This is a genomic window from Sphingomonas sp. (assembly GCF_035910975.1).
Lineage (GTDB): Bacteria > Pseudomonadota > Alphaproteobacteria > Sphingomonadales > Sphingomonadaceae > Sphingomonas.
Map to the genome: position 1 here is coordinate 1 of NZ_JAMHWM010000042.1, position 21177 is coordinate 21177.

25 protein-coding genes and 1 pseudogene are annotated in these 21177 nt (G+C 68.1%); 16 read left to right on the top strand and 10 right to left on the bottom strand.

The window, feature by feature from the left end:
• Positions 1–221 precede the first annotated feature (221 nt).
• From VYI76_RS15740 to VYI76_RS15760, 5 genes are all read left to right on the top strand, one after another.
• The gene (locus VYI76_RS15740) at positions 222–629 is read left to right on the top strand and encodes a DUF2147 domain-containing protein (RefSeq protein ID WP_326525762.1); all 408 of its coding nucleotides are present in this window, start codon (positions 222–224) and stop codon (positions 627–629) included.
• The gene (locus VYI76_RS15745; protein WP_326525915.1) at positions 629–1372 is read left to right on the top strand and encodes a 16S rRNA (uracil(1498)-N(3))-methyltransferase; all 744 of its coding nucleotides are present in this window, start codon (positions 629–631) and stop codon (positions 1370–1372) included. Before VYI76_RS15740 ends, VYI76_RS15745 begins: the two co-directional genes overlap by 1 nt.
• Positions 1372–1983 (top strand): hypothetical protein, encoded by a 612-nt coding sequence (locus tag VYI76_RS15750; protein ID WP_326525763.1) that lies wholly within the window; start codon positions 1372–1374, stop codon positions 1981–1983. Before VYI76_RS15745 ends, VYI76_RS15750 begins: the two co-directional genes overlap by 1 nt.
• A 39-nt stretch (positions 1984–2022) precedes the next feature.
• Positions 2023–3396 carry a glutamate--cysteine ligase gene (locus VYI76_RS15755; RefSeq protein ID WP_326525764.1) on the top strand — a complete coding sequence of 458 codons (1374 nt, stop codon included), beginning with the start codon at positions 2023–2025 and terminating at the stop codon, positions 3394–3396.
• A gap of 76 nt (positions 3397–3472) precedes the next feature.
• Positions 3473–5020, top strand: coding sequence for an AbgT family transporter (locus tag VYI76_RS15760; protein ID WP_326525765.1), 1548 nt, complete (start codon positions 3473–3475; stop codon positions 5018–5020).
• Here VYI76_RS15760 and VYI76_RS15765 read toward each other — a convergent pair.
• Positions 5007–6290 (bottom strand): methyltransferase family protein, encoded by a 1284-nt coding sequence (locus VYI76_RS15765; protein WP_326525766.1) that lies wholly within the window; start codon positions 6288–6290, stop codon positions 5007–5009. The genes VYI76_RS15760 and VYI76_RS15765 overlap by 14 nt on opposite strands.
• Positions 6291–6413: 123 nt before the next feature.
• On the opposite strand from VYI76_RS15765, the gene VYI76_RS15770 reads away from it, so the two are divergent.
• The gene (locus VYI76_RS15770; protein ID WP_326525767.1) at positions 6414–8330 is read left to right on the top strand and encodes a M61 family metallopeptidase; all 1917 of its coding nucleotides are present in this window, start codon (positions 6414–6416) and stop codon (positions 8328–8330) included.
• Between the two features lie 17 nt (positions 8331–8347).
• Positions 8348–8932, top strand: a complete 585-nt coding sequence (ppa, locus tag VYI76_RS15775) for an inorganic diphosphatase (RefSeq protein ID WP_326525768.1) — start codon at positions 8348–8350, stop codon at positions 8930–8932.
• A gap of 88 nt (positions 8933–9020) precedes the next feature.
• On the opposite strand, the gene VYI76_RS15780 is transcribed toward ppa, so the two are convergent.
• The 4 genes from VYI76_RS15780 to VYI76_RS15795 are packed head-to-tail and all read right to left on the bottom strand — an operon-like array spanning position 9021 to position 11078.
• Positions 9021–9377: a TfoX/Sxy family protein gene (locus VYI76_RS15780; protein WP_326525769.1), complete on the bottom strand. Its 357-nt coding sequence runs from the start codon at positions 9375–9377 to the stop codon at positions 9021–9023.
• Positions 9377–9697, bottom strand: coding sequence for a DMT family transporter (locus tag VYI76_RS15785; RefSeq protein WP_326525770.1), 321 nt, complete (start codon positions 9695–9697; stop codon positions 9377–9379). The genes VYI76_RS15780 and VYI76_RS15785 overlap by 1 nt, the downstream gene beginning before the upstream one ends.
• A complete protein-coding gene (locus VYI76_RS15790) occupies positions 9697–10182 on the bottom strand; it encodes a GNAT family N-acetyltransferase (protein ID WP_326525916.1) in 486 nt (161 codons plus the stop codon). The genes VYI76_RS15785 and VYI76_RS15790 overlap by 1 nt, the downstream gene beginning before the upstream one ends.
• Positions 10176–11078, bottom strand: a complete 903-nt coding sequence (locus VYI76_RS15795; RefSeq protein WP_326525771.1) for a DMT family transporter — start codon at positions 11076–11078, stop codon at positions 10176–10178. The genes VYI76_RS15790 and VYI76_RS15795 overlap by 7 nt, the downstream gene beginning before the upstream one ends.
• A 61-nt stretch (positions 11079–11139) precedes the next feature.
• Here VYI76_RS15795 and VYI76_RS15800 point away from each other — a divergent pair, with 61 nt between their 5' ends.
• Positions 11140–11787, top strand: coding sequence for a DUF1345 domain-containing protein (locus tag VYI76_RS15800; RefSeq protein WP_326525772.1), 648 nt, complete (start codon positions 11140–11142; stop codon positions 11785–11787).
• 4 nt (positions 11788–11791) lie between these two features.
• Here the strand turns inward: VYI76_RS15800 and ispG are convergent, their stop codons facing one another.
• Complete coding sequence (ispG, locus tag VYI76_RS15805; protein ID WP_326525773.1) at positions 11792–12904, bottom strand: flavodoxin-dependent (E)-4-hydroxy-3-methylbut-2-enyl-diphosphate synthase; 1113 nt, start codon at positions 12902–12904, stop codon at positions 11792–11794.
• A gap of 105 nt (positions 12905–13009) precedes the next feature.
• Here ispG and VYI76_RS15810 point away from each other — a divergent pair, with 105 nt between their 5' ends.
• The 8 genes and pseudogenes from VYI76_RS15810 to VYI76_RS15845 all read left to right on the top strand — a co-directional run bounded on the left by VYI76_RS15810 (position 13010) and on the right by VYI76_RS15845 (position 19381).
• Positions 13010–14203, top strand: coding sequence for an acyltransferase family protein (locus VYI76_RS15810; RefSeq protein ID WP_326525774.1), 1194 nt, complete (start codon positions 13010–13012; stop codon positions 14201–14203).
• 13 nt (positions 14204–14216) lie between these two features.
• A complete protein-coding gene (locus VYI76_RS15815; RefSeq protein WP_326525775.1) occupies positions 14217–15386 on the top strand; it encodes an acyltransferase family protein in 1170 nt (389 codons plus the stop codon).
• A gap of 40 nt (positions 15387–15426) precedes the next feature.
• Complete coding sequence (locus VYI76_RS15820) at positions 15427–16383, top strand: isoaspartyl peptidase/L-asparaginase family protein (protein WP_326525917.1); 957 nt, start codon at positions 15427–15429, stop codon at positions 16381–16383.
• A 45-nt stretch (positions 16384–16428) separates the two neighbouring features.
• Positions 16429–16563, top strand: a complete 135-nt coding sequence (locus VYI76_RS15825; protein WP_326525776.1) for a hypothetical protein — start codon at positions 16429–16431, stop codon at positions 16561–16563.
• A 164-nt stretch (positions 16564–16727) separates the two neighbouring features.
• Positions 16728–17534: a class I SAM-dependent methyltransferase gene (locus tag VYI76_RS15830; protein WP_326525777.1), complete on the top strand. Its 807-nt coding sequence runs from the start codon at positions 16728–16730 to the stop codon at positions 17532–17534.
• Positions 17535–17606: 72 nt separating this feature from the next.
• Positions 17607–17864: pseudogene (locus VYI76_RS15835) on the top strand (isoaspartyl peptidase/L-asparaginase); the annotation flags it as partial.
• A 59-nt stretch (positions 17865–17923) separates the two neighbouring features.
• Positions 17924–18487, top strand: a complete 564-nt coding sequence (locus VYI76_RS15840) for a hypothetical protein (protein WP_326525779.1) — start codon at positions 17924–17926, stop codon at positions 18485–18487.
• Between the two features lie 48 nt (positions 18488–18535).
• Positions 18536–19381, top strand: coding sequence for a S1/P1 nuclease (locus VYI76_RS15845; protein ID WP_326525780.1), 846 nt, complete (start codon positions 18536–18538; stop codon positions 19379–19381).
• A gap of 138 nt (positions 19382–19519) precedes the next feature.
• Here the strand turns inward: VYI76_RS15845 and VYI76_RS15850 are convergent, their stop codons facing one another.
• Genes VYI76_RS15850 through VYI76_RS15865 form a run of 4 tightly spaced genes read right to left on the bottom strand, consistent with a single transcriptional unit; the run spans position 19520 to position 21177 of the window.
• The gene (locus VYI76_RS15850; protein ID WP_326525781.1) at positions 19520–20464 is read right to left on the bottom strand and encodes an alpha/beta hydrolase; all 945 of its coding nucleotides are present in this window, start codon (positions 20462–20464) and stop codon (positions 19520–19522) included.
• The gene (locus VYI76_RS15855; RefSeq protein WP_326525782.1) at positions 20461–20742 is read right to left on the bottom strand and encodes a hypothetical protein; all 282 of its coding nucleotides are present in this window, start codon (positions 20740–20742) and stop codon (positions 20461–20463) included. Before VYI76_RS15855 ends, VYI76_RS15850 begins: the two co-directional genes overlap by 4 nt.
• Before the next feature lie 19 nt (positions 20743–20761).
• Positions 20762–20938 (bottom strand): hypothetical protein, encoded by a 177-nt coding sequence (locus VYI76_RS15860; protein WP_326525783.1) that lies wholly within the window; start codon positions 20936–20938, stop codon positions 20762–20764.
• 38 nt (positions 20939–20976) lie between these two features.
• Complete coding sequence (locus tag VYI76_RS15865; protein ID WP_326525784.1) at positions 20977–21177, bottom strand: toxin-antitoxin system HicB family antitoxin; 201 nt, start codon at positions 21175–21177, stop codon at positions 20977–20979.

Below are 21177 nucleotides of genomic sequence, written 5' to 3' on the forward strand. Positions count from 1 at the left end.
GATACTTGCCACGCGGGGGCGACACGGCGCTTCCCGATCGTCGATCGGGGTCCGGAAAGGCAGGTCGCGCGGCATGGCGCCCTCCTGACAGATCGCGGCCGTGTAGGAAAATGGTTTGAGCATATCGGCGCTGGGGGCCTGTTCGACGCCTTGTTATTCGAAGTAGCCGCCCCTCCCCCAACCCTCTCCCCAAGGGGCAGAGGGCTATGTATGGTCGGCGCATGCGTATGATCCTTCCGCTGCTCGCCCTCGCGATCGCATCCCCCGCGTCCGCCCAGACCGCGCCCAAATGGGCCGGCGTGTGGCGCAATGCGTCGAACAGCGTGCACATCCGCGCGGCATCGTGCGGGCGGGCGGCGATGTGCGGGACGGTGATCTGGGCATCGGCCAAGGCGAAGGCCGATGTCGCCGCACGCGGACGCAAGCTGATCGGCGCTCAACTGTTCCGCGATTTCCGCCACGCCGGCGACGGCATTTGGGAGGGCGAGGTGTGGGTGCCCGATATCGATCGCAGCTTTTCGGGGACGATCAGCCTGCGCGGGCCGAACACGCTGGTCGGCGCCGGATGCCTGCTCGGGCGGCTGGGGTGCAAGGAACAGATCTGGACCCGCGTTCCGGGCAGGAAATGATGGCGGCGACCCCGGCCTGGCCGCCGCAATCGACGCCGCGGCTGTTCGTCGAGACACCGCTGGCCGAGGGCATCGCCGTGCGCATCGACGGCGGGCAGGCGCATTATCTGGTGTCCGTCATGCGCACGAAGCCGGGCGATCCGGTGAAGCTGTTCGACGGCACGTCGGGCGAATGGCTGGCGGTGGCCGAGGCGGTCGGCAAGCGCGACCTGACCCTCGTCGTGCGCGAGCGTTTGCGTGACCTGGAAGCGGTGCCGGATCTGTGGTTGATCGCCGCGCCGCTAAAGAAGGGGCGGATCGACTGGCTGGCGGAGAAGGCGTGCGAACTGGGTGTCGCGCGGCTGGTGCTGGCCGAGACGCGGCGGACGGTGGTGGACCGCGTCAACCTCGACCGCTTGCGGGCGCACATGGTGGAGGCGGCCGAGCAGTGCGGGCGGACCGCCGTTCCCGTGCTCGATCCGCTGGTGAAGCTGCCCGCGCTGCTGCGCGACTGGCCGGCGGAACGCGCACTGTTCTTCGCCGACGAAGCGGGCGGCGCGCCGGCGCTGGAAGCGATGCGCGCGCGGCCCGGCCCGGCGGCGGTGCTGATCGGCCCCGAAGGCGGCTTCGACGCGGCCGAGCGTGAGGCGATCCGGGCGGTGTCGGGCGCGGTCGGCATCTCGCTCGGCCCCCGCATCCTGCGCGCCGACACCGCGGCGGCCGCGGCGACTGCGGTGTGGATGGCCGCGGCGGGGGATTGGTGATGTTGCTGCCTCTGGTCGCGATCGTTCTTTCCGGCGCGCAGGTCGCGCAGGATTCGCCGGTGGGCCTCTATGACGGCGGCGGGTTCGAGATGGCGGCGGGGCTGGAGCTGACCGCCGACGGCCGGTTCCGCTATGCCCTGTCGGTAGGTTCCTATGACGAGGAAGCGAGCGGGCGCTGGCGCAGCGCGGACGGGCGGCTGCTGTTGACCAGCGATCCGGTGACGCCGCCGGTGATCGCGCTGGTTTCGCAGGCGACGGGGACACGCGGCAAGCTCGACATCGCGTTCGAGGGGCCGCGCGGCATCGATCCGCAATATTTCGAACTGCGCCTTACCGGCGACGAGGCGCGCGAAGTACAGCTGGAGGGCGCGCAGACGCGCATCGACCTGCCCGCCGGGCGACCACTCCGGGTGAGCCTCGCGCTCGGCCTCTACGACGTCGAAAGCGCGGTGGTGGAGGTCGACCCCGCACGCGGCGCGCGGCTGGCGTTCCGTTTCACCGCCAACGACCTTGGCAAGGTAGCGTTCGACGACGCCGAACTGGTGCGCGACGGCGACCTGCTGACGCTCGATCGCAAGGGCGGGACGATGCGCTTTCGCCGCGTCAAATGACCGCTGGCGCGCGGCTGCCCCCGGGCGTAAGGGCGCGGAATGACGACAAAGACGGTTTCGGATAGCAACGCACCGATGATTGAATCGGTCGATCAGCTCTACGCCAGCTTCGCGCGCGGCGAGAAGCCGGCCGAGCGGTGGCGGATCGGCACCGAGCACGAGAAGTTCGTCTATCGCACCGCCGATCACCGTGCGCCCAGCTATGGTGAGCCGGGCGGCATCCGCGACCTGCTGGCCGCGCTGGAGCAGTTCGGCTGGCGGCCGGTGTTCGAAGGCGACACCGTCATCGCGCTGTCGGGCGCGGACGGATCGGTCAGCCTGGAACCGGCCGGCCAGTTCGAACTGTCGGGCGCGCCGCTCGACAACCTGCATGAAACCTGCGCGGAAACCGGCCGCCACCTGAAACAGTGCAAGGCGGTGGGCGAGACGCTGGGCATCGGCTTCCTGGGGCTGGGCATGTGGCCGGACAAGACGCGCGACGCGCTGCCGCGCATGCCCAAGGGGCGGTACGGCATCATGCTGAACCACATGCCGCGCGTCGGATCTCTCGGCCTCGATATGATGCTGCGGACCTGCACGATCCAGACGAATCTGGACTATGCGTCCGAAAGCGACATGGCGAAGAAATTCCGCGTGTCGCTGGCGCTGCAGCCGCTGGCGACCGCGCTGTTCGCCAATTCGCCGTTCACCGAAGGCAAGCCCAACGGCTTCCTGAGCTATCGCAGCCACATCTGGTCGGATACCGACCCGCACCGCACCGGCATGCTGCCGTTCGTGTTCGAGGACGGCTTCGGCTACGAACGCTACGCCGAATATGCGCTCGATGTGCCGATGTACTTCGTCTATCGCGAAGGCCGCTATATCGACGCCGCCGGCCTGTCATTCCGCGATTTCCTGGCCGGCAAGCTGAGCGTGCTGCCCGGCGAGCGGCCGACGATGGACGACTGGAACGACCATCTGTCCACCGCCTTCCCCGAAGTCCGGCTGAAGACATTCCTGGAGATGCGCGGCGCCGACGGGGGCCCGTGGGACAGCATCTGCGCGCTGCCGGCCTTGTGGGTCGGGCTGCTCTATGACGGCACCGCGCTCGACGCGGCGTGGGACGTCGTCAAGGACTGGACGATGGAGGAGCGCGAGGCGCTGCGGACGGCGGTGCCCAGACTCGCGCTCGACGCGCCGATCCCCGGCGGCGGCATCCTGCGCGACATCGCCGGCGAGGTGCTGGACATCGCCACGGCCGGGCTGACCGCGCGCGCGCGACTGAACGGCGCGGGCGACAGCGAGGCCGGCTTCCTCGATCCGCTGCGCGAGATCGTGCGATCGGGCAAGGTGCCGGCGCAGCGCCTGCTCGACCGCTATCACGGCGAATGGGGCGGCGACCTCAGCCGGATCTACGACGAGATGAGCTTCTAGGGTCAGGACCCCAGCCGCGCCGCGCCCGCGCGAAAATCGTTGCGCGGGTGCCTCGAAGCTGGTCCATTCCGCCGCGATGGAAGCCACCGAAACCCGCCCGCGCCGCACATTGCTCGACCGGGTCGAGCGGTTCGGCAACGCCCTGCCCGATCCGATCTTCATCTTCATCGGCATCATCGCACTGCTGGTGCTGCTGTCGGTGTTGGGCGCGGCGCAGGGATGGAGCGCGGTCAACCCCGTCACCGGCGAGACGCTGACCGCGCAGAGCCTGATCGATACCGATAACCTCCGCCGCCTGCTGACCGACATGCCCAAGACCTATACCGGCTTCACGCCGCTGGGCTTCGTGCTGACGATCATGTTGGGCGCCAGCGTGGCCGAACGCAGCGGGCTGCTCGCCGCGCTGATCCGGGCCAGCCTGGTGCGCGTGCCGCTGCCGGTGCTGACGCCCGTGGTGTTCGTGGTGGGCATGGTTTCGACCCACGCCAACGACGCGGCCTATCTGGTCTATGTCCCGCTGGCCGGACTGACATTCGCCGCCGCAGGACGCCACCCGGTACTGGGCATCGTGGCGGGCTATGCCGGGGCGGCCGTTGGGCTGTCGGGCAACCTGTTTCCCGGCCAGTACGACATATTGATCCTCAGCCTAACAGAGACGGGCGCGCGCCTGATCGATCCGGCATGGACGTTCAACCCGCTGGGGAACTGGTGGTTCGCGATCGGCATCGCGATCACCTTCACCGCGATCGCCTGGCGGCTGGTCGACGGGCCGCTGGCGCGCAGGCTGGGGCCATGGAGCGGGGGCGGCGACGCGGAAGCGATGGCCGATACTGCCCTGTCGCCTGTCGAACGCAGGGGGCTGCGCCATGCGGGCATCGCCGCGCTGGGCGTCGTGGCGCTGGCGGCCGCGTTGACGCTGGCGCCGGGCGCGCCGCTGTACGATCCGGAAGCAGCCGGGGTGCAGGCGTATATGCCGCTGTTCCGCAGCCTGGTCGCGTTCATCTTCCTGTTGTTCATCAGCAGCGGCTGGGCCTATGGCAAGGCGACCGGCTCCATCGTCACCCACCGCGACGTGCCCCGGCTGATGGTGGAAGGGTTGCAACCCTTCATCCCCTATCTCGTCCTGATCTTCTTCGCGGCGCATTTCGTGGCGATGTTCGGCTGGTCGAACCTGGGACCGATCACCGCGATCGTAGGGGCCGAACAATTGCGCGCCATGGATGCGCACCCGGCGCTGCTGCTGCCGATGCTGACGACGATGTCGGCGTGGCTGGATTTCCTGATCGCATCGGGATCGGCGAAATGGGCGGCGATGTCGCCGGTGGCGACGCCGATGCTGATGCTGCTGGGCGTCTCACCGGAAATGACGACGGCGGCGTACCGGGTGGGCGATACCGTCACCAACCTGATCTCTCCGCTCAATCCCTATTTCATCTTGTCGCTGACGCTGGCGCAGCGGTGGGTGCCCTCGTTCAAGCTGGGAACGCTGCTGGCGCTGCTGCTGCCGATGGCGCTTTGCTTCTATGTGGCCGGAATGGTGTTGACCGCCGGATGGGTCTGGCTGGAGCTGCCGGTCGGGCCTGGCGCGGGCGTGGGGTACGAACTGCCGGTCACGCGCCCCTGATCCAGCGGAAGAGGCGCGGGACGAGGGCGTTGCGCTCCATCCAGTCGAAATAGTCGCGGTAGGCCGGGTCCTCGCCGAGGTGCTTTTCCTCGGTCTTCGCACGCCAGTAATAGACGCCGCTGACCGCCGCGAGCAGGATCGTCGCGCGCGCCGCATCGGCCCAGCCGCCGGTGCTGAGCAGGGGAATCGTCGATACCCACCAGAACAGGTTCTTGCTGAGATAGGCGGGGTGGCGGCTGAACGCATAGGGACCGTGCGTCAGGATGCCGCGGTGGGTGAGGTTGGAGAAGCGCAGGCCGAAAGCGACGGTCGCCCAGGCGTAGATCGCGGTGAGCGCGACCAGTACCGCGCCCGTCGCCATGAGCAGCCACGGATGGCCGGCGAACCAGTGCGTCCAGTCCGACGTGCCGGGATGATAATCGAGCGGCCCGCCGTCGCTCATCAGGATGAACGGCGGATAGCATATCAGCGCCGCCATCCATCCTTGCGCATAGGGGTTGGCCGAACGGATGTGCGAATCGAGCGCGCGGACGGTGAGGAGGTAGCCGACCGTCGCGAACGCCACATCGACCACGAACATGAAGGTGATGAGCCACATCGCCAGCGCGACCGGATCGTGGAGCAGCGTCGAGGTGTCGCCGCGCACCCAGTCGCCGAAGCCGCCGGGCACGATCGCGACCATGAAGGCGAGGAAGAACGCCTTCACTCCCCAGGCGCGCAGATGCGCGAAGATCGCCTCGCGCTCGTACGGTTCGTCCAGGTGGAGCAGCCACGCGCCCAGCGCCCAGGCGCCGTCGCGCGGGTTCACCATCCTGCGGTCGAACCACAGCACCCAAGGGATCGACAGCGCGAACAGCCACGGTGCGGCCGTCTGGAACGCCCACATGGCGAAGGCGAAATTGCCTTCCCAATAGAAGCGGCCGGCCGCATAGATCGTCGCGATCCCGCCCCAGGTGAGCCACAGCCCTGCGAGCTTCGTCAGGCTGATGTCGATCGTCTCGCGCCACGGCCGCGGATTGGCCCAGTCGATGCCGGTCGATGCGTTGCGGTGCACCTTGTCGACGACGACCGACCACAGGATCATCGGCAATCCGCAGGCGGCGACATTGGCGAGCGCAGCATAAGGACCGTCGAGGCCGTACGCCTTGGCGAAACCCATCCAGGCGAGCAATCCGACCAGCCCGGCGACACCGACGCCGGTGCTGACCGCCGAGGCAGGACGCGGATCGGCGGCGCGCGTCTGGGCGGAAAGCGCGGGATCGTGGTACATGGGCGCCAGCGTTAGCCGGCAATGGTAAGCAAGCCGTGAAGCATCTGTGGCGCGACTACACTGGACTTGGGGAGCTTGCTCGCTAATCAGCCGGCGATCCTCCCCCGTGTTCAAGGACTTGCCATGTACCGTCCGCTCACGCTCGCCGCGCTGCTGCTCGCTTCGGCCTTTCCCGCCGCTGCGCAGGTCCGCAACACCCAGCCGGTCGCCCCCCTGCCGTTCGCCCGCGACATCCCCGAGGCACGCGACGTCGCTTACCCCGGCGTCCTCACGCTGGACGTCGATGCGACCAACATCGGCCAGGGCATCTACCGCGTGAAGCAGACGATTCCCGTCGCCAAGGCGGGACCGATGACATTGCTGATGCCCGCCTGGTTACCGGGCAAGCACGCCGCGCGCGGCGAGATCGAGAAGCTGGCTGGGCTGACGATCACCGCGAACGGCAAGCCCGTGGCGTGGAAGCGCGACCCGGTCGATGTCTATGCCTTTCACATCGACGTGCCGGCCGGCGCCCGCGCGCTCAACCTGGAATTCCAGTTCCTGGGCGCCACCGCGTCGAACCAGGGCCGCATCTCGATCGCGCCGAACATGCTGAACCTGCAGTTCGAACAGGTCAGCCTCTATCCGGCGGGCTATTACACGCGCCGCATCCCCATCCAGGCGACGGTGCGCTATCCCGCCGGCTGGCAGGCGGCGTCGGGCCTGCCGTCGAAGACCAATGGATCGACCTACAGCTACCAGCGGACCGATTACGAGACGCTGATCGATTCGCCCGTTTTCGCCGGCCGCTACTTCAAGCGCTGGGAACTGACCCCGCGCGTCGGATTGAACGTCGTCGCCGACACGGCCGAAGAGCTCGCCGCGACGCCGGAGGTGATCGACAAGCACAAGGCGCTGGTCGACCAGTCGGTCAAGCTATTCGGCACACAGCATTACGACAAGTACGAGTTCCTGCTGGCGATCACCGACGAGATGGGCGGGATCGGGCTGGAACATCACCGCAGTTCCGAAAACGGGGTCGATCCGGGCTATTTCACCAGCTGGAAGGACGCGATCGGCGACCGCGACCTGCTGCCGCATGAATTCACCCATAGCTGGAACGGCAAGTATCGCCGCGGCGCCGACCTGTGGACGCCCGATTTCCGCACCCCGATGCGCAATTCGCTGCTGTGGGTGTACGAAGGGCAGACGCAGTTCTGGGGCGTCGTGCTGGCGGCGCGATCGGGCATGTACAGCAAGGACGAGGCGCTCGACACGCTGGCCAACTGGGCGGCGGCGCAGGACAATACGAAGGGCCGCCAGTGGCGCCCGCTGGTCGATACCACCAACGATCCGGTCATCTCCGCGCGCCGGCCCAAGGGCTGGACCAACTGGCAGCGCAACGAGGATTATTACGTCGGCGGCGCGCTGGTGTGGCTGGAGGCCGATTCGGTGATCCGGCGGCTGAGCGGCGGGAGCAAATCGATCGACGATTTCGCGCGCGCCTTCTTCAGCGGGACCGACGGCGACTGGGGTGTTTCGACCTACATTTTCGAGGACGTCGTTCGCACGCTGAACGGCGTTGCGCCCTACGACTGGGCGAAGTTCCTGAACGAGCGGGTCAACCAGGTGGCGCCGCGCGCGCCGCTCGCCGGCTTCACCGACAACGGCTATCGCCTGGTCTACACCGACACGCCCAACGCGGTGATGAAGGCGGCGGAAAGATCGTCGAAGACGGTCAGCCTCGCCTATTCGCTGGGCATGTCGGTGGCGAGCGACGGCGCGGTGCGCAGCGTCATATGGGACAGCCCCGCCTTCAACGCCGGACTGGACGTCGCGACCAGCATCGTCGCGGTGAACGGCGACGCCTACACCGGCGATCGCATCAAGGCGGCGATCACCGCGGCCAAGGGCGGCAAGGACCCGATCCGCCTGCTGGTGAAGGCGGGCAGCAAGTTCCGCGAAGTCGCGCTCGACTATCGCGATGGCCTGCGCTACCCGCGCCTCGAGAAGGTGGGCGACGGGACGAACGGGCTCGATCGCCTGCTGACAGCACGATAATCGAGAGCGAGGGACACATGCGGATCGATCTGATCCCCGTGGGCGATGATCCGCCCAACAGCCTGAACGTTATCATCGAAGTGCCGGTGGGCGGCGAGCCGGTGAAGTACGAGTTCGACAAGGCGAGCGGGGCGCTGTTCGTCGATCGCATCCTGCACACGCCGATGCGCTATCCGGCGAACTACGGCTTCGTGCCGCACACGCTGTCGCCCGACGGCGATCCGCTCGACGCGCTGGTCGTCGCGCGGTCGCCGTTCGTGCCGGGCTGCGTCGTGCGCGCGCGGCCGATCGGCGTGCTGAACCTGGAGGACGAGGCCGGCGGCGACGAGAAGCTCGTCTGCGTACCGGTCGACACCACCTTCCCCTATTATTCCGACGTTGGCGAGCGGCAGGACCTGCCGTCGATCGTGCTCCAGCAGATCGAGCATTTCTTCACCCACTACAAGGATCTGGAAGCCGAGAAGTGGGTGCGCGTCGGCAAATGGGGCGACGCCGCGGAGGCGCGACGCATCACGATCGAGGCGATCGAACGCTATCAGTCGGACAAGCAGGCCGCGAAGGCGTCGGTCGATGCGACCGGGGTGGAGACGGCGCACGGGTAGCCGCCGTGCTCCCGCGCAGGCGGGAGCCTAGGGCCGCATGCGATGACCTCGAAACCCTGGGCTCCCGCCTGCGCGGGAGCCCGGCGGTTTATTTCGCCCGCTTCTTCGCCTTCTTCGGCGCCCGAAGCCCCGCCTCCAGCCCCAGCCGCGCCCAGCGGCGCATCTCGTCGGCGTCGTCGTAGACGTCGTCGGGCGCGCGGCGATAGTTCATCGTCGCGACCGATCCGTCCTTCATCTCGAAACTGAAGCGCGCGCATCCCGCCGCGTCCCATTCGGGATCGCTGACCGCGTCGGACTTGAACCAGAGCGTATCGTCCGCCGCGATCGCGAACACCTGGCCGTCGAGATAGAAGGTCATCCCGCCCATCATCGGACGCCGCGTGAGCACGCCGAGCGGCTCCAGCGCCTCCCCGATCCACGCGACCAGGCCGGCATCGACCGCCATCAGTGTCCCGCCGTCAGCTTGAGGCCCGCGATGCAGGCGACGAGCGCCAGGATCAGCAGGATACGCACCGGCGTGCCGGGCTCACCGAACCACCAGATGCCGACCAGCACGGTGCCGAGCGCGCCGATCCCGCCCCACACGGCGTAGGCGGTGCCCATCGGGATCGAGCGCGAGGCGACTTCCAGCAGCCCCATCGACAGCGTCACGCTGACGAGGAAGCCGATCGTCCACGGCACGTTGCGGAACCCGTCGACGAAGCGCAGGCAGGTGGTGAAGCCGACCTCGAACAGCCCGCCGAGCAGCAGCAGCGCCCACGCCATCAGAGGCGCCCGGCCAGCCGCGGCAGCGCATCGCCCGAGACGCGATAGGTGCGCCATTCGTGCATCGGTTCGGCCCCATTGGACAAATAGAAGCGGATCGCATTCTCGTTCCAGTCGAGCACCGCCCATTCGAACCGGGTGCAGCCGCGATCGACCGCGATGCCCGCGAGATGGGTGAGCAACGCGCCACCCACCCCCGCGCCGCGTGCGGCGGGAGTGACGTAAAGGTCCTCCAGATACAGGCCGCGCCAGCCGGTCCAGGTCGAGAAATTGAAGAAATAGAGCGCCATGCCGACGGCTTCTCCGTCGATCTCCGCGATCACCGCATAGGCGGCCGGCTGATCGGCAAACAGCGCGTCGGCGAGCAGCGCCTCGGTCGCGACGACCTTGTCCGACGCGCGCTCGAAATCGGCGAGTTCCCGCACGAAGCGCAGGATGCGGGGCACGTCCGCCGGGGCGGCGTTGCGGATGGTGACGGTCACGATGCGATCTCCACTTGGGGGACTGGGGAAGGTTTGCCGCGCGCGGCGACGACGCAGCCGCCGACGATCAGCGCGGCGCCCGCCACCGTCCACGACGACAGGGTCTCGGCGAACACGATCCATCCGAGGATCGCCGCCCAGACGAACGAGGTATATTCGGTCGGTGCCAGATAACTCGCCGATCCGTGCTGATACGCCCAGCCGAGCAGCAGCAGAGATACGGTGGCGAAGACCGCCGCCAGCACGATGACGGGCCAGTGCGCCGCATCGGGCACATGGGCAAACCATGGCGCTGCGGGGACCAGGCAGGCGAACACGATCAGGCTCTGCCAGAAGGCGACCTCGACCGGCCCGGCGACCAGCGCCTGCGCGCGCATCAGCACGATGTTGAAGGCATAGCAGAGCGCCGAGAAGAGGATCGCGATCGTCCCCTTCAGCGCCTCCGGCCCGAGTTCGGCGCGCGCCTGCCCGGTCAGGATCAGGCCGACGCCGATCGCCGCCAGGACGCAGGCGATCACCGACCCGCGCGGCACGCGTTCCTTCAGGATCAGCGCGGCGAGGAACAGCGCGATGACCGGCGCGATGAAGGCCAGCGCGATCGCCTGCGCCATCGGCACGCGCGCGAGGCCCCAGAAGAAGGTGAGCGCCATCACGACGGTGACGGCGCCGCGTATCAGGTGGAGGCGCATCGCGGCCCGGCTGGGCCAGGGTGCGCGCGTAGCGGCATAGAGCGTCCCCGATATCGCGACCCCCGCGAATGTGCGCCAGATCATCGTGGTATACACGCCGAGCGCGATCACCAGCCCCTTCATCACCGCATCCATGCAGGCGAAGACGAAGATGCCGATCGCGGCGACGGCGAAGGCCAGCGCAGGGCGAACGGGCGTAGACGTCGTCATGCGGCCCCCTTCCCCCTTTCCTCTGGCTGGCGCGGCGTGGCGAAGCGCCTATAGCAAGCGGGTGGCCCCGCACCAGCGATCGATCGGCAACCGCATCGCGCCGGCGCGCTTCCTGGCATTCTGCGCGGTCGCCGTGATCGCGGTGCCCATCGCCGTCGCTCGGACCGGCTGGGCGGCGGGGATCATGATCGGCTTCGACATCGCGGCGGCGGTGTTCCTGCTGTCCGTCCTGCCGCTGCTGCGCACGTCGGATGCGGCGGCGATGCGGCGGACGGCGGCGCGCAACGACGCAAATCGCGCGATGCTGCTGGCGATCACCGGAGCGACCTCGATCGCGGTGCTGGCGGCAGTGGCCGGCGAACTGGCGGCGGAAGGCCGGCCGACACCCATGATGATCGCGCTGGTGATCGGCACGCTCGCGCTGTCGTGGCTGTTCGCCAACACCGTCTATGCGCTGCACTACGCCCATGTGTTCTACACGGCCGGCGGGAAAGGCGACGAGGGCGGGCTGGACTTCCCCGAGTGCGATGAGCCCGACTATTCGGACTTCGCCTATTTCGCCTTCACGCTGGGAATGACCTTCCAGACGTCGGACATCAGCATCACCGGCCGCCGCATGCGCCGCACCGCGACGCTGCACAGCATGGTGGCGTTCGTCTTCAACCTCGGCATCCTCGCCTTCACGATCAACGTGCTGGGGGGCGGTTAGCGGATCAGGCCGCCTTGGACAGCCCCGCCTCGATCTCCGCCGCCTTGGCTTCGACCAGGCGGACGATGTGGTCGAGCATGTCGGCGCTTTCCACCGTGTGATCGGTGACGCCGGACAGATAGACCATATGCTTGCCGTTGCCGCCCCCGGTCAGGCCGATGTCGGTCTCGCGCGCCTCGCCGGGGCCGTTGACGACGCAGCCGAGGACCGAAAGGCTCATCGGCGTGCGGATGTGCTGGAGCCGTTCCTCCAGCGCCTGGACGGTGCGGATCACGTCGAACCCCTGGCGCGCGCAGGAAGGGCAACTCACCACGCGGACGCCGCGGTTGCGGATGCCCAGCGCTTTCAGAATCTCGAAGCCGACGCGGACCTCTTCCTCGGGCTCGGCGGAGAGCGACACGCGGATGGTGTCGCCGATGCCGTACCACAGCAGGCTGCCGATCCCGATCGCCGACTTGACGGTGCCGCCGACGAAGCCACCCGCCTCGGTAATGCCGAGGTGGAGCGGGCAATCGACCGCCTCCGCCAGCTGCTGATAGGCGGCGACCGCGAGGAACAGGTCGCTGGCCTTCACCGCGACCTTGAATTCGTGGAAGTCATGGTCCTGGAGCAGCTTGATATGATCGAGCGCGCTTTCGACCAGCGCCTCCGGGCACGGCTCGCCATATTTCTCGAGCAGGTCTTTCTCCAGCGACCCGGCGTTGACGCCGATGCGGATCGCGCAGCCGTTGGCCTTGGCCGCGCGGACGACTTCGCCCACCCGTTCGGACGATCCGATGTTGCCGGGGTTGATGCGCAGGCACGCGGCGCCCGCGTCCGCCGCCTCCAGCGCGCGCTTGTAGTGGAAATGGATGTCGGCGACGATCGGCACCCGCGCGGCGCGGACGATCCCCTTAAGCGCGGCGGTGCTTTCGACGTCGGGACACGACACGCGGATGATGTCGACGCCGGCGTCCTCGCAGCGGCGGATCTGGTCGATCGTCGCGGCGGCGTCGCCGGTCGGCGTGTTCGTCATCGTCTGCACGGTGACGGGCGCATCGCCACCGACAGGGACGTCGCCGACCATGATCTGGCGGCTCTGGCGGCGCACGATATCGCGCCACGGACGTACGGACATGGGAAACTCCAGGGGAACCGCACCCGCATATAGGCCGCCCGGCGGCGTAGGGAAACGGGGGGTTGGTCAACCCTTCATTATCCAGCGCCGTGCAATGCGGTCTGCGTGCATCACCAGCCCGACATCCACGCCACCCCCGCGAGCGGCCGACATTATGGCATGGACTGGCTGCGCATCGCGGCCTTTGGGGTGCTGATCGCCTATCACATCGGCATGGTGTTCGCGCCGTGGCTGTGGATCATCAAGGCGCGCGAGACCTGGGCGTGGCTGATCCCGCCGATGGCGTTCGTCACGCCGTGGCGGCTGGGACTGTTGTTCGCTGTGTCGGGCTATGCCAGCCGGACGCTCTTCGCACGGTCCGGGGGCGTCCGCGCCTTCCTGGCCTCGCGCAATGCGCGGCTGCTGGTCCCGCTGGCGGTGGCGATGGCGGCGATCGTGCCGGTCGAGATGTGGGTGCGCGTTCGGCTGGGCGGCTATGAGGGCGATTACCTGACGTTCTGGACACGCGATTACTGGCGGGTCGGCGCGTTCCACGGGGTCAGCTTCCCGAGCTGGGAGCATTTGTGGTTCGTCGCCTACCTCTGGACCTATACTCTGGCGCTCGGCGCGGTGCTGGCGAGCGGCATGCGCGCCGACGCGGTGGTCGCGTGGCTGTGCCGCGGGCGGCGCCTGCTGTGGGTGCCCGCCGCCGCGATCGCCATGGCCAAGCTGGTGTTCATGGTGATCGTCCCCGAACGTCACGCGCTGCTGACCGACTGGGGCGGCCACAGCGAATATGGCGCGCTGTTCGCATTCGGATTCGTCCTTGCCGGATCACCCAGGCTGTGGGCGGCGGTCCGGCGGCTGATGCTGCCCGCGCTTGCGCTGGCGGTTCCCGCCGGGCTGGTCGTCGTCTGGGTAGAATGGACCTGGCCGGGTGCCGAAATCCCCCCGCACGCCGAGATGGCGGCCGACCGCGCCGCGCGCGCGGCGATGGCGTGGAGCATGACGGTCGCGCTGTTCGCAGCCGCCGACCGCTGGCTGAACCGCGATCACCGCTGGCGCGCCCCCCTCGCCCGCGCGGTGTTCCCCGCATATATCCTGCATCACGGCACGATCGTCCTGACGGCGTGGTGGATACTCCCGCTGGCTCCCTCCCCTGTGATCGCCGCCGCCGTGATCGCCGCGGCGACGCTGGGGGTCTGCGTCGCGGGCTACGCGCTGGGCAGCCGGGTGCGCTGGATCGGTGCCGCCATCGGCATGCCGCATCGCGCGCCGCCGCCGGAGAGGGCGGTAGGCAGGGCGGCGGCGTTGCGCTAACCCGGCACGCGCAATGGCGCGGCATTACGGCATGGACTGGCTGCGGATCGGCGCCTTCGCGATCCTGATCCTCTACCACATCGGCATGGTGTTCGTACCGTGGCCCTATCATGTGAAGGCGGTCCGCACGATCGACTGGGTGACGGTGCCGATGCTGTTCACCAGCCCGTGGCGGCTGACGCTGCTGTTCCTGGTCTCGGGTTATGCCAGCCGGGCACTGCTGGTGCGGTCCCCCGGCCTTACGCGCTTCACGGCGACGCGGACCAGCCGGCTGCTCGTGCCGTTGGCGTTCGGAGTCGCGGTGATCGTCCCGCCGCAGTCGTGGGTCGAGCTGGCCAGCCAGCACGGCTATGCGCGCGGATACCTCCATTTCTGGACGCGCGATTTCTGGCGATTCGGGACGCTCGACGGGATCGTTCTGCCGACGTGGAACCACCTGTGGTTCGTCGGCTATCTGTGGCTCTACACGCTGGCGCTGGCGGCGCTGCTCGCGGTGCCGCGGCCGACGGTATTGCAACGCGGGTTCGACCGGCTGTTCGGCGGCATCGGCGTGGTGTGGGTGCCGATCCTCTATCTGCTGATATTCCAGGTCTATGCCGTCCAGCGCTGGGCCGACACGCACGACGTGATCGGCGACCTGCCCGCGCATCTGGGCTTCTTCCCCGCCTTTCTGTTCGGCTTTGCGCTGAAGGGATCGCCGGCCGTTATGGCGGCGCTGGTTCGGTGGCGCTGGCTGACCGCGCTGCTGGCGCTGGCGGCCTATGCGGTGGTCGGCGGCGTCGCCTACACCTGGCCGGGCACCAGTTCGCCGCCGCAATGGGTGGCCGACCAAACTTTGTGGGCGCGCCAGCTCCAGTGCTGGGCGACGATCGCCGCGCTGATCGGCACCGCCGAGACCTATCTGAACCGCGACCACCGCTGGCGCGCGCCATTGGTCGAGGGGGTGTTCCCGTTCTACCTGATCCACCAGACGATCATCGTCGTCGTCGCCTGGTGGCTGCGGCCGAGCGGGTGGCCGCTGTGGGCGCAGTTCGGGATATTGGTGGCGGCAACGGCGGGGGGATGCTGGGCGTTCTATCGCATCGGGCGCGAGATCGGCTGGCTGCGCCCGCTGATCGGCCTGCGGCGCGGGGTGGCACAGGCCCGCACGTCTGCTACCAGCCCGAACCTGCCAATTGTGTGAGTGAACCCCAACCATGCGCCTGCTGATCGGAGCCCTGCTGATGACCGCCGCCACCCCCGCCGCCGCGCAGGATACGCCCGGCTGGACGCTCGTCATCCACGGCGGCGCCGGGGTGATCGAACGCGAACGGATGACGCCTGAACGCGAAAAGGCCGCACGGGCCGGGCTGAACGCCGCGCTCGACGCCGGACAGGCGGTGCTGGCGAAGGGCGGCAACGCGATCGACGCGGTGGAAGCGGCGGTGCGCGTGCTCGAGGACGATCCCGCCTTCAACGCCGGGCGCGGCGCGGTCTTCACCTATGAAGGCACCAACGAACTTGACGCATCGATCATGGATGGCAGCACCCGCGCGGCCGGCGCGGTGGCGGGGGTGACGAGGACCAAGAACCCGATCACGCTCGCCCGCCGGGTGATGGAGGACAGCCCCCACGTCCTGCTCGCCGGCAAGGGCGCCGACGCCTTTTCCCGCGAGAAGGGGCTGGAGCAGGTCGATCCGAGCTGGTTCGCGACGCCCGAGCGCCGCCAGCAGCTGGAAAAGATGAAGGCGCAGTCGCTGTCGGCGTTCGATGTCGACATGAAATACGGCACCGTCGGCGCCGTGGCGCGGGACGCGGCGGGCCATGTGGCCGCCGCGACATCGACCGGCGGCATGACCGGCAAACGCTGGGGCCGGGTCGGCGATTCGCCGCTGATCGGCGCCGGCACCTATGCCGACGACCGCGCATGCGCGGTATCCGCGACCGGATCGGGCGAATTCTTCATCCGCGAGGGCGTGGCGCACGAGATCTGCGCGCGCGTACGGTTCAAGGGCGAGACGCTGAAGCAGGCCGGCGACATCGTGATGGCCGAGACGAAGGACCTGGGCGGCACCGGCGGGGTCATCCTGACCGGTCCGACCGGCGAGATGGCGTGGAGCTTCAACACGGCCGGGATGTATCGCGGCCATGCCTCGGCCGGCGGCACGCGGGTCGTCGCGATCTACGGCGACGAGAAGTGATCGACACCGCCACCTGACGCGCGATACCAACGGCCGGGGGATGGCATGGGCGATTTCGAGTTCATCTTCGCGCTGTTCGGGCTGCTGCTGTTCTGGCAGGCGGCGTGGACCAGCCGCTCCACGCTGGCGACTGCGATGTTCCTGCTACTTGGGCGGACTGAACCTTGCTGCGCGAATTGACTGGCCATATTCCGCGTACCGACATACGCGAAGGAATCGGGCGCTTCTTCGATTGGTATCAATCATCCTATAATTGCTAGTGCGCATATGTCGCCAGTGCGTCACCGAGGTGACGGCGAATATGGAATTCAGCAATCGCCCTTCGCTCCTGGAGCAGCATTTTCATGACCGATCTTACCGACGTTGAGACGCATTTCGAGTTTGGCAAGAACTGGGCGGATTACGCGCGGCAGATCACCGAAGAGGAAGTCGCCGACGCGCAGGCCGGGCTTGCCAGTCTCGTCCCCGCGGATCGCATCGCGGGCGCATCCTTCCTGGATATCGGATCCGGATCTGGCCTGCACTCCCTGGCGGCGGCGCGGCTCGGCGCGAGCAGCATCACGGCAGTGGATATCGACCCCGACTCGGTCGCCACAACCCGATCCGTCCTCGCGAGGTTCGGCGTCGAGGCCGATGTGCGACAATCCAGCGTTTTCGACATCGCCAGCCTCGGCCGCACCTTCGACATCGTCTATTCCTGGGGCGTGCTGCATCACACCGGAGCCATGTGGCGCGCGATCGACGAGGCTTCAAAGATGGTCGCCGACAACGGCCTCTTTGCCATCGCGCTTTACAAGAAAACCCCAGCATGCGGACTGTGGAAGGTGGAGAAGAGACTCTACACCGCAGCGCCGGAATTCATCCGCAAGACAGCACGTGCCGGGTTAGGAGGCGCCATACTCGCCAGTCACGCCATCAGAGGACGCAGCCCCCGCTCGCACGTGAGCGGCCACGTAGGTCGCGGTATGAAATTTTGGACCGATATCCACGATTGGCTTGGTGGATATCCCTATGAATCGTGTAGCTTAGCGGAAATAGACGAATTCATGGCCGCGCGAGGGTTCACCCGTGAATCTGCAAATGTCGTGAAAACTCACGCGTTCGGAATCTTCGGCACGGGTTGCTCGGAGTTTCTTTATCGACGGCACTGAAGGATGTCGGCCCTCAGATCACGCGGTCATTTCGCGATATTCGTCAAGGAATGATCGGATGCGGTATCCGCCACGGGATCGGGCGAATTCTTCATCCGCGAGGGCGTGGCGCACGAGATCTGCGCGCGGGTACGGTTCAAGGGCGAAACGCTGAAGCAGGCCGGCGACATCGTGATGGCCGAGACGAAGGACCTGGGCGGCACCGGCGGCGTCATCCTGACCGGCCCGACCGGCGAGATGGCGTGGAGCTTCAACACGGCCGGGATGTATCGCGGCCATGCCTCGGCCGGCGGCGCGCGCGCGGTGGCGATCTACGGCGACGAGAAGTGATCGACACCGCCGCCTGACGCGCGGTACGGGAATGGCCGTGGGGGCGGCCGGGGGGCGGCATGGGCGATTTCGAGTTCATCTTCGCGCTGTTCGGGCTGCTGCTCGGCCTGTCGATCGCCGAGGTGCTCGGCGGCCTCGCCCGCGCGATCGAGGCGCGGCTGCGGCCGGGATCGCTGGTACGGATCGGCTGGCTGACGCCGCTGCTCGGCGCGTTCGTGCTGCTCGACCTGCTGTCGTTCTGGCAGGCGGCATGGACGACGCGCGACATCGTCGGCGTATCGGGCCGGACGCTGATGGCGGTGACCGCCTTCGCCAGCGCCTATTATCTCGCGGCGCATCTGGTGTTCCCGCGCGACGTGAACGAACAGGCCGATTTCGACGCGCATTTCCATCGCGTGCGGCGGATCGTTATCGGGGTCATGGCGGTGCTGCTGCTGTGCCAGCTCGGCTGGTATGCGAGCGTGCCAGAACTCGCCGTCCATCTGCGGCGCCCGCTCGCGTTGGGGCTGACGGCGGTGCTGATCGCGCTGATGGCGGCGGCGATGGTCGTTCGGGGACAGATGTGGAGTCGCGCGGTGATGGCGGCGCTCGTAGCGCGCTACGTCGTCGTCTACCTGCTGTAGGCGACAACGCGCTTTTCTCGCTCGCGCCGCCGCGCTAGGCCGGGGGGCATGATCCGCAAGCTCCTCACCGTTCTCGCGTTCGCCGCGACGCTGATTTCCGCGCCTGCCCAGGCTTATTGGGAATATGGGCATGAGACGATCGCGTCGATCGCCTATCGCAACGCCAAACCGGAGACGCGGGCGCGGATCGACGCGCTGCTGCGCCAGTCGCGGCTGCTGGAGACGCCGACCTGCCCCGCCTTCACCATCGAGCAGGCGAGCGTATGGGCCGATTGCGTCAAGCCGCTGGGCGAGCGGTTCAGCTATGCCTATTCCTGGCATTACCAGAACGTCGACGTGTGCAAGCCGTTCGACCTGAAATCGGCGTGCCGCGACGGCAATTGCGTGTCGGCGCAGATCGAGCGCGACGTGAAGCTGCTCAAGGACGCCAAGGTGCCGGTGCGCGAGAAGGTGATGGCGCTGGTATTCCTGGTCCATTTCGTCGGCGACCTGCACCAGCCGCTGCACGCGGGCGACCGAGGCGACCTGGGCGGCAATCGCGCGCGGGCGGATTATGGGCTGTACGGGCCCGAACGGCTGAACCTCCATTCGATCTGGGACGGCTGGCTGGCCGAACGCGCGATCTCCACCCCGCCCTCGCTGGTACGCCTCTATTCGCCGCAGGAACGCGCCGCGGTGCAGGGCGGCAGCGTCGAGGACTGGAGCCGCGACAGCTGGCAGGTGGCGAAGGACGCCGTCTATGCCACCGCGATGGGCGATCCGTGCGGCCCGCCGCCGAAGCGCTCGAAGCTGGACGACGCGACGATCGCGAAGCTGGTCGATCCGGCGCGCGAACAGGTGGTGAAGGGCGGCCTGCGCCTCGCCCGCCTGCTCGACGAGGCGCTGGGAGGGTAAGCGCTCAGCGTTCCACGCCGTCCGGATCCCGCTCTGACCACGAACTGTTCCCCGGCGAAGGCCGGGACCCAGTCACCGATCAATCCTGACGCCGCCTATCCTGGACCCCGGCCTTCGCCGGGGAACGGATGCTGGATGCTATCGCGGGCTGGCGCCGATCGCCTTCGCCACCGCATCCACCACCGACGGCGCGATCGGCAGGGCGGGATCGCCGTAGCTGCGCAGGTTCGCGGCACGATCGGCGCCGACATCCTTCAGCACATGATTGACGCCTGGCAGCAGCACCAGCCGCGCCTTCGGCCGCGCGCCGGCGATGCGACGAGCATCGGCGGCGCCGGTCTGGAGGTCGGTTTCCCCCTGGATCACCACCACCGGCACGCGGGCCGAGGCGGCGAGCGTCGCGGGGTCGAGCGCGAAGACGCGCGTCATATAGGCCTGCACCCGCAGCGGAAACAGGTTGGGCAGCGGCGCCGGCAACGTCGCGGGATCGACGGTACGCCCCGCCTCGACCTCGTCGAGCAGCTTCAGCGCGGGCTCGAGGATCGGCGCATTGGCCGGGTTGGCGCGGAATTGTTCGCGCATCACGTCGCCGAGCGGACGGCCGGCGGCCGACACCAGCACGACACCGCAGAGGCGCCGCGCATCCTGCGCCGCCTGGAGCGCGACCAGTCCGCCCTCGCTGTGCCCGATCAGCCAGGCGCATCTGGCCCCCGCGCGCTTCGCCGCGAGCGCGGCCCAGGCGCGGGCATCTTCGGCATAGCCCTGCATCGTCGCCTCATTGGGGTCTGCGACCGCCTTCGCGCTGCCGAACATCCCGCGCTTGTCGATACGAACGCTGGTGACGCCCTCCCTCGCCAGCGCCTCTGCAAGCAGGCGATAGGTCGAGGCCCTGACCCCCAGCGGGCTGTTGCCGTTGCGATCGGTCGGGCCGGAGCCGGGAATGATGACCACCGCCGGCCCCCTGCCCTCGCCCGGCAGCAGCGTACCGGCGAGCGGGCCCTGCGGCCCCGGTACGGTCACCTGCTCGCCTTGCGGGGCAGCAGCGACAGCAGCGAGCATAAGCGCGCTCACGGCGGCGATCATGCGTCGTCCCCCCAGCGCCAGCGCCAGCCGCCGTCGGTCTTGAGCAGGACGAGCGCCAGGAAGGCGAGCGTGATCGCGCCGCCGACCACCAGCTTCCCGGTGTCGGTCGGCATCCGCCATCCGACCAGCCCGATCAACGCGAGATAGGCGGAGGTCGCCGCCCACCCGGCGATCGTTGCGGGATATGCGCCGAAGCCGTAGCGCTTTGGCGCGAACCAGTAGCCGGCACGGACGGGCTTCAGTCCCCATCCGGTACGGCGCATCAGATGTCCGATCATCGCTCGCCTCCCTCGATCGTCATTTCGCGTAGTTCTGAAGATTGCCGCAGCGGCCGCAACGCCAGGTCTGAACCGTCAGCTTATTGCGCCCGCCCAGCTTCAGGCCGGTCCACACGCTTTTCACCGGCGATCCTTCGACCCATTGCGCGGTGCCGTGGTAGCCGTGCGTATTCTGCAGCAGAAAACCCTCGGTCATCGATCCGCCGCAGGCGGGACAAGCAGGTGACCGCATTCTCAATCCTCCTTCGCCGGCCGACCGCGCTTTGCCGCGACCGGCACGTCCAGCTTCACCCCACGCCGCGCGAGCGCCTCGCGCAGCAGGCATTCGATCTGGGCGTTCGCGCTCCTGAGATCGATCGACGCAGACCGCTCGATCGCCGCGTAGAGCGCAGGATCGACACGGAGCGCGAACGCCTTCTTGCCGGGAGTGCCCAC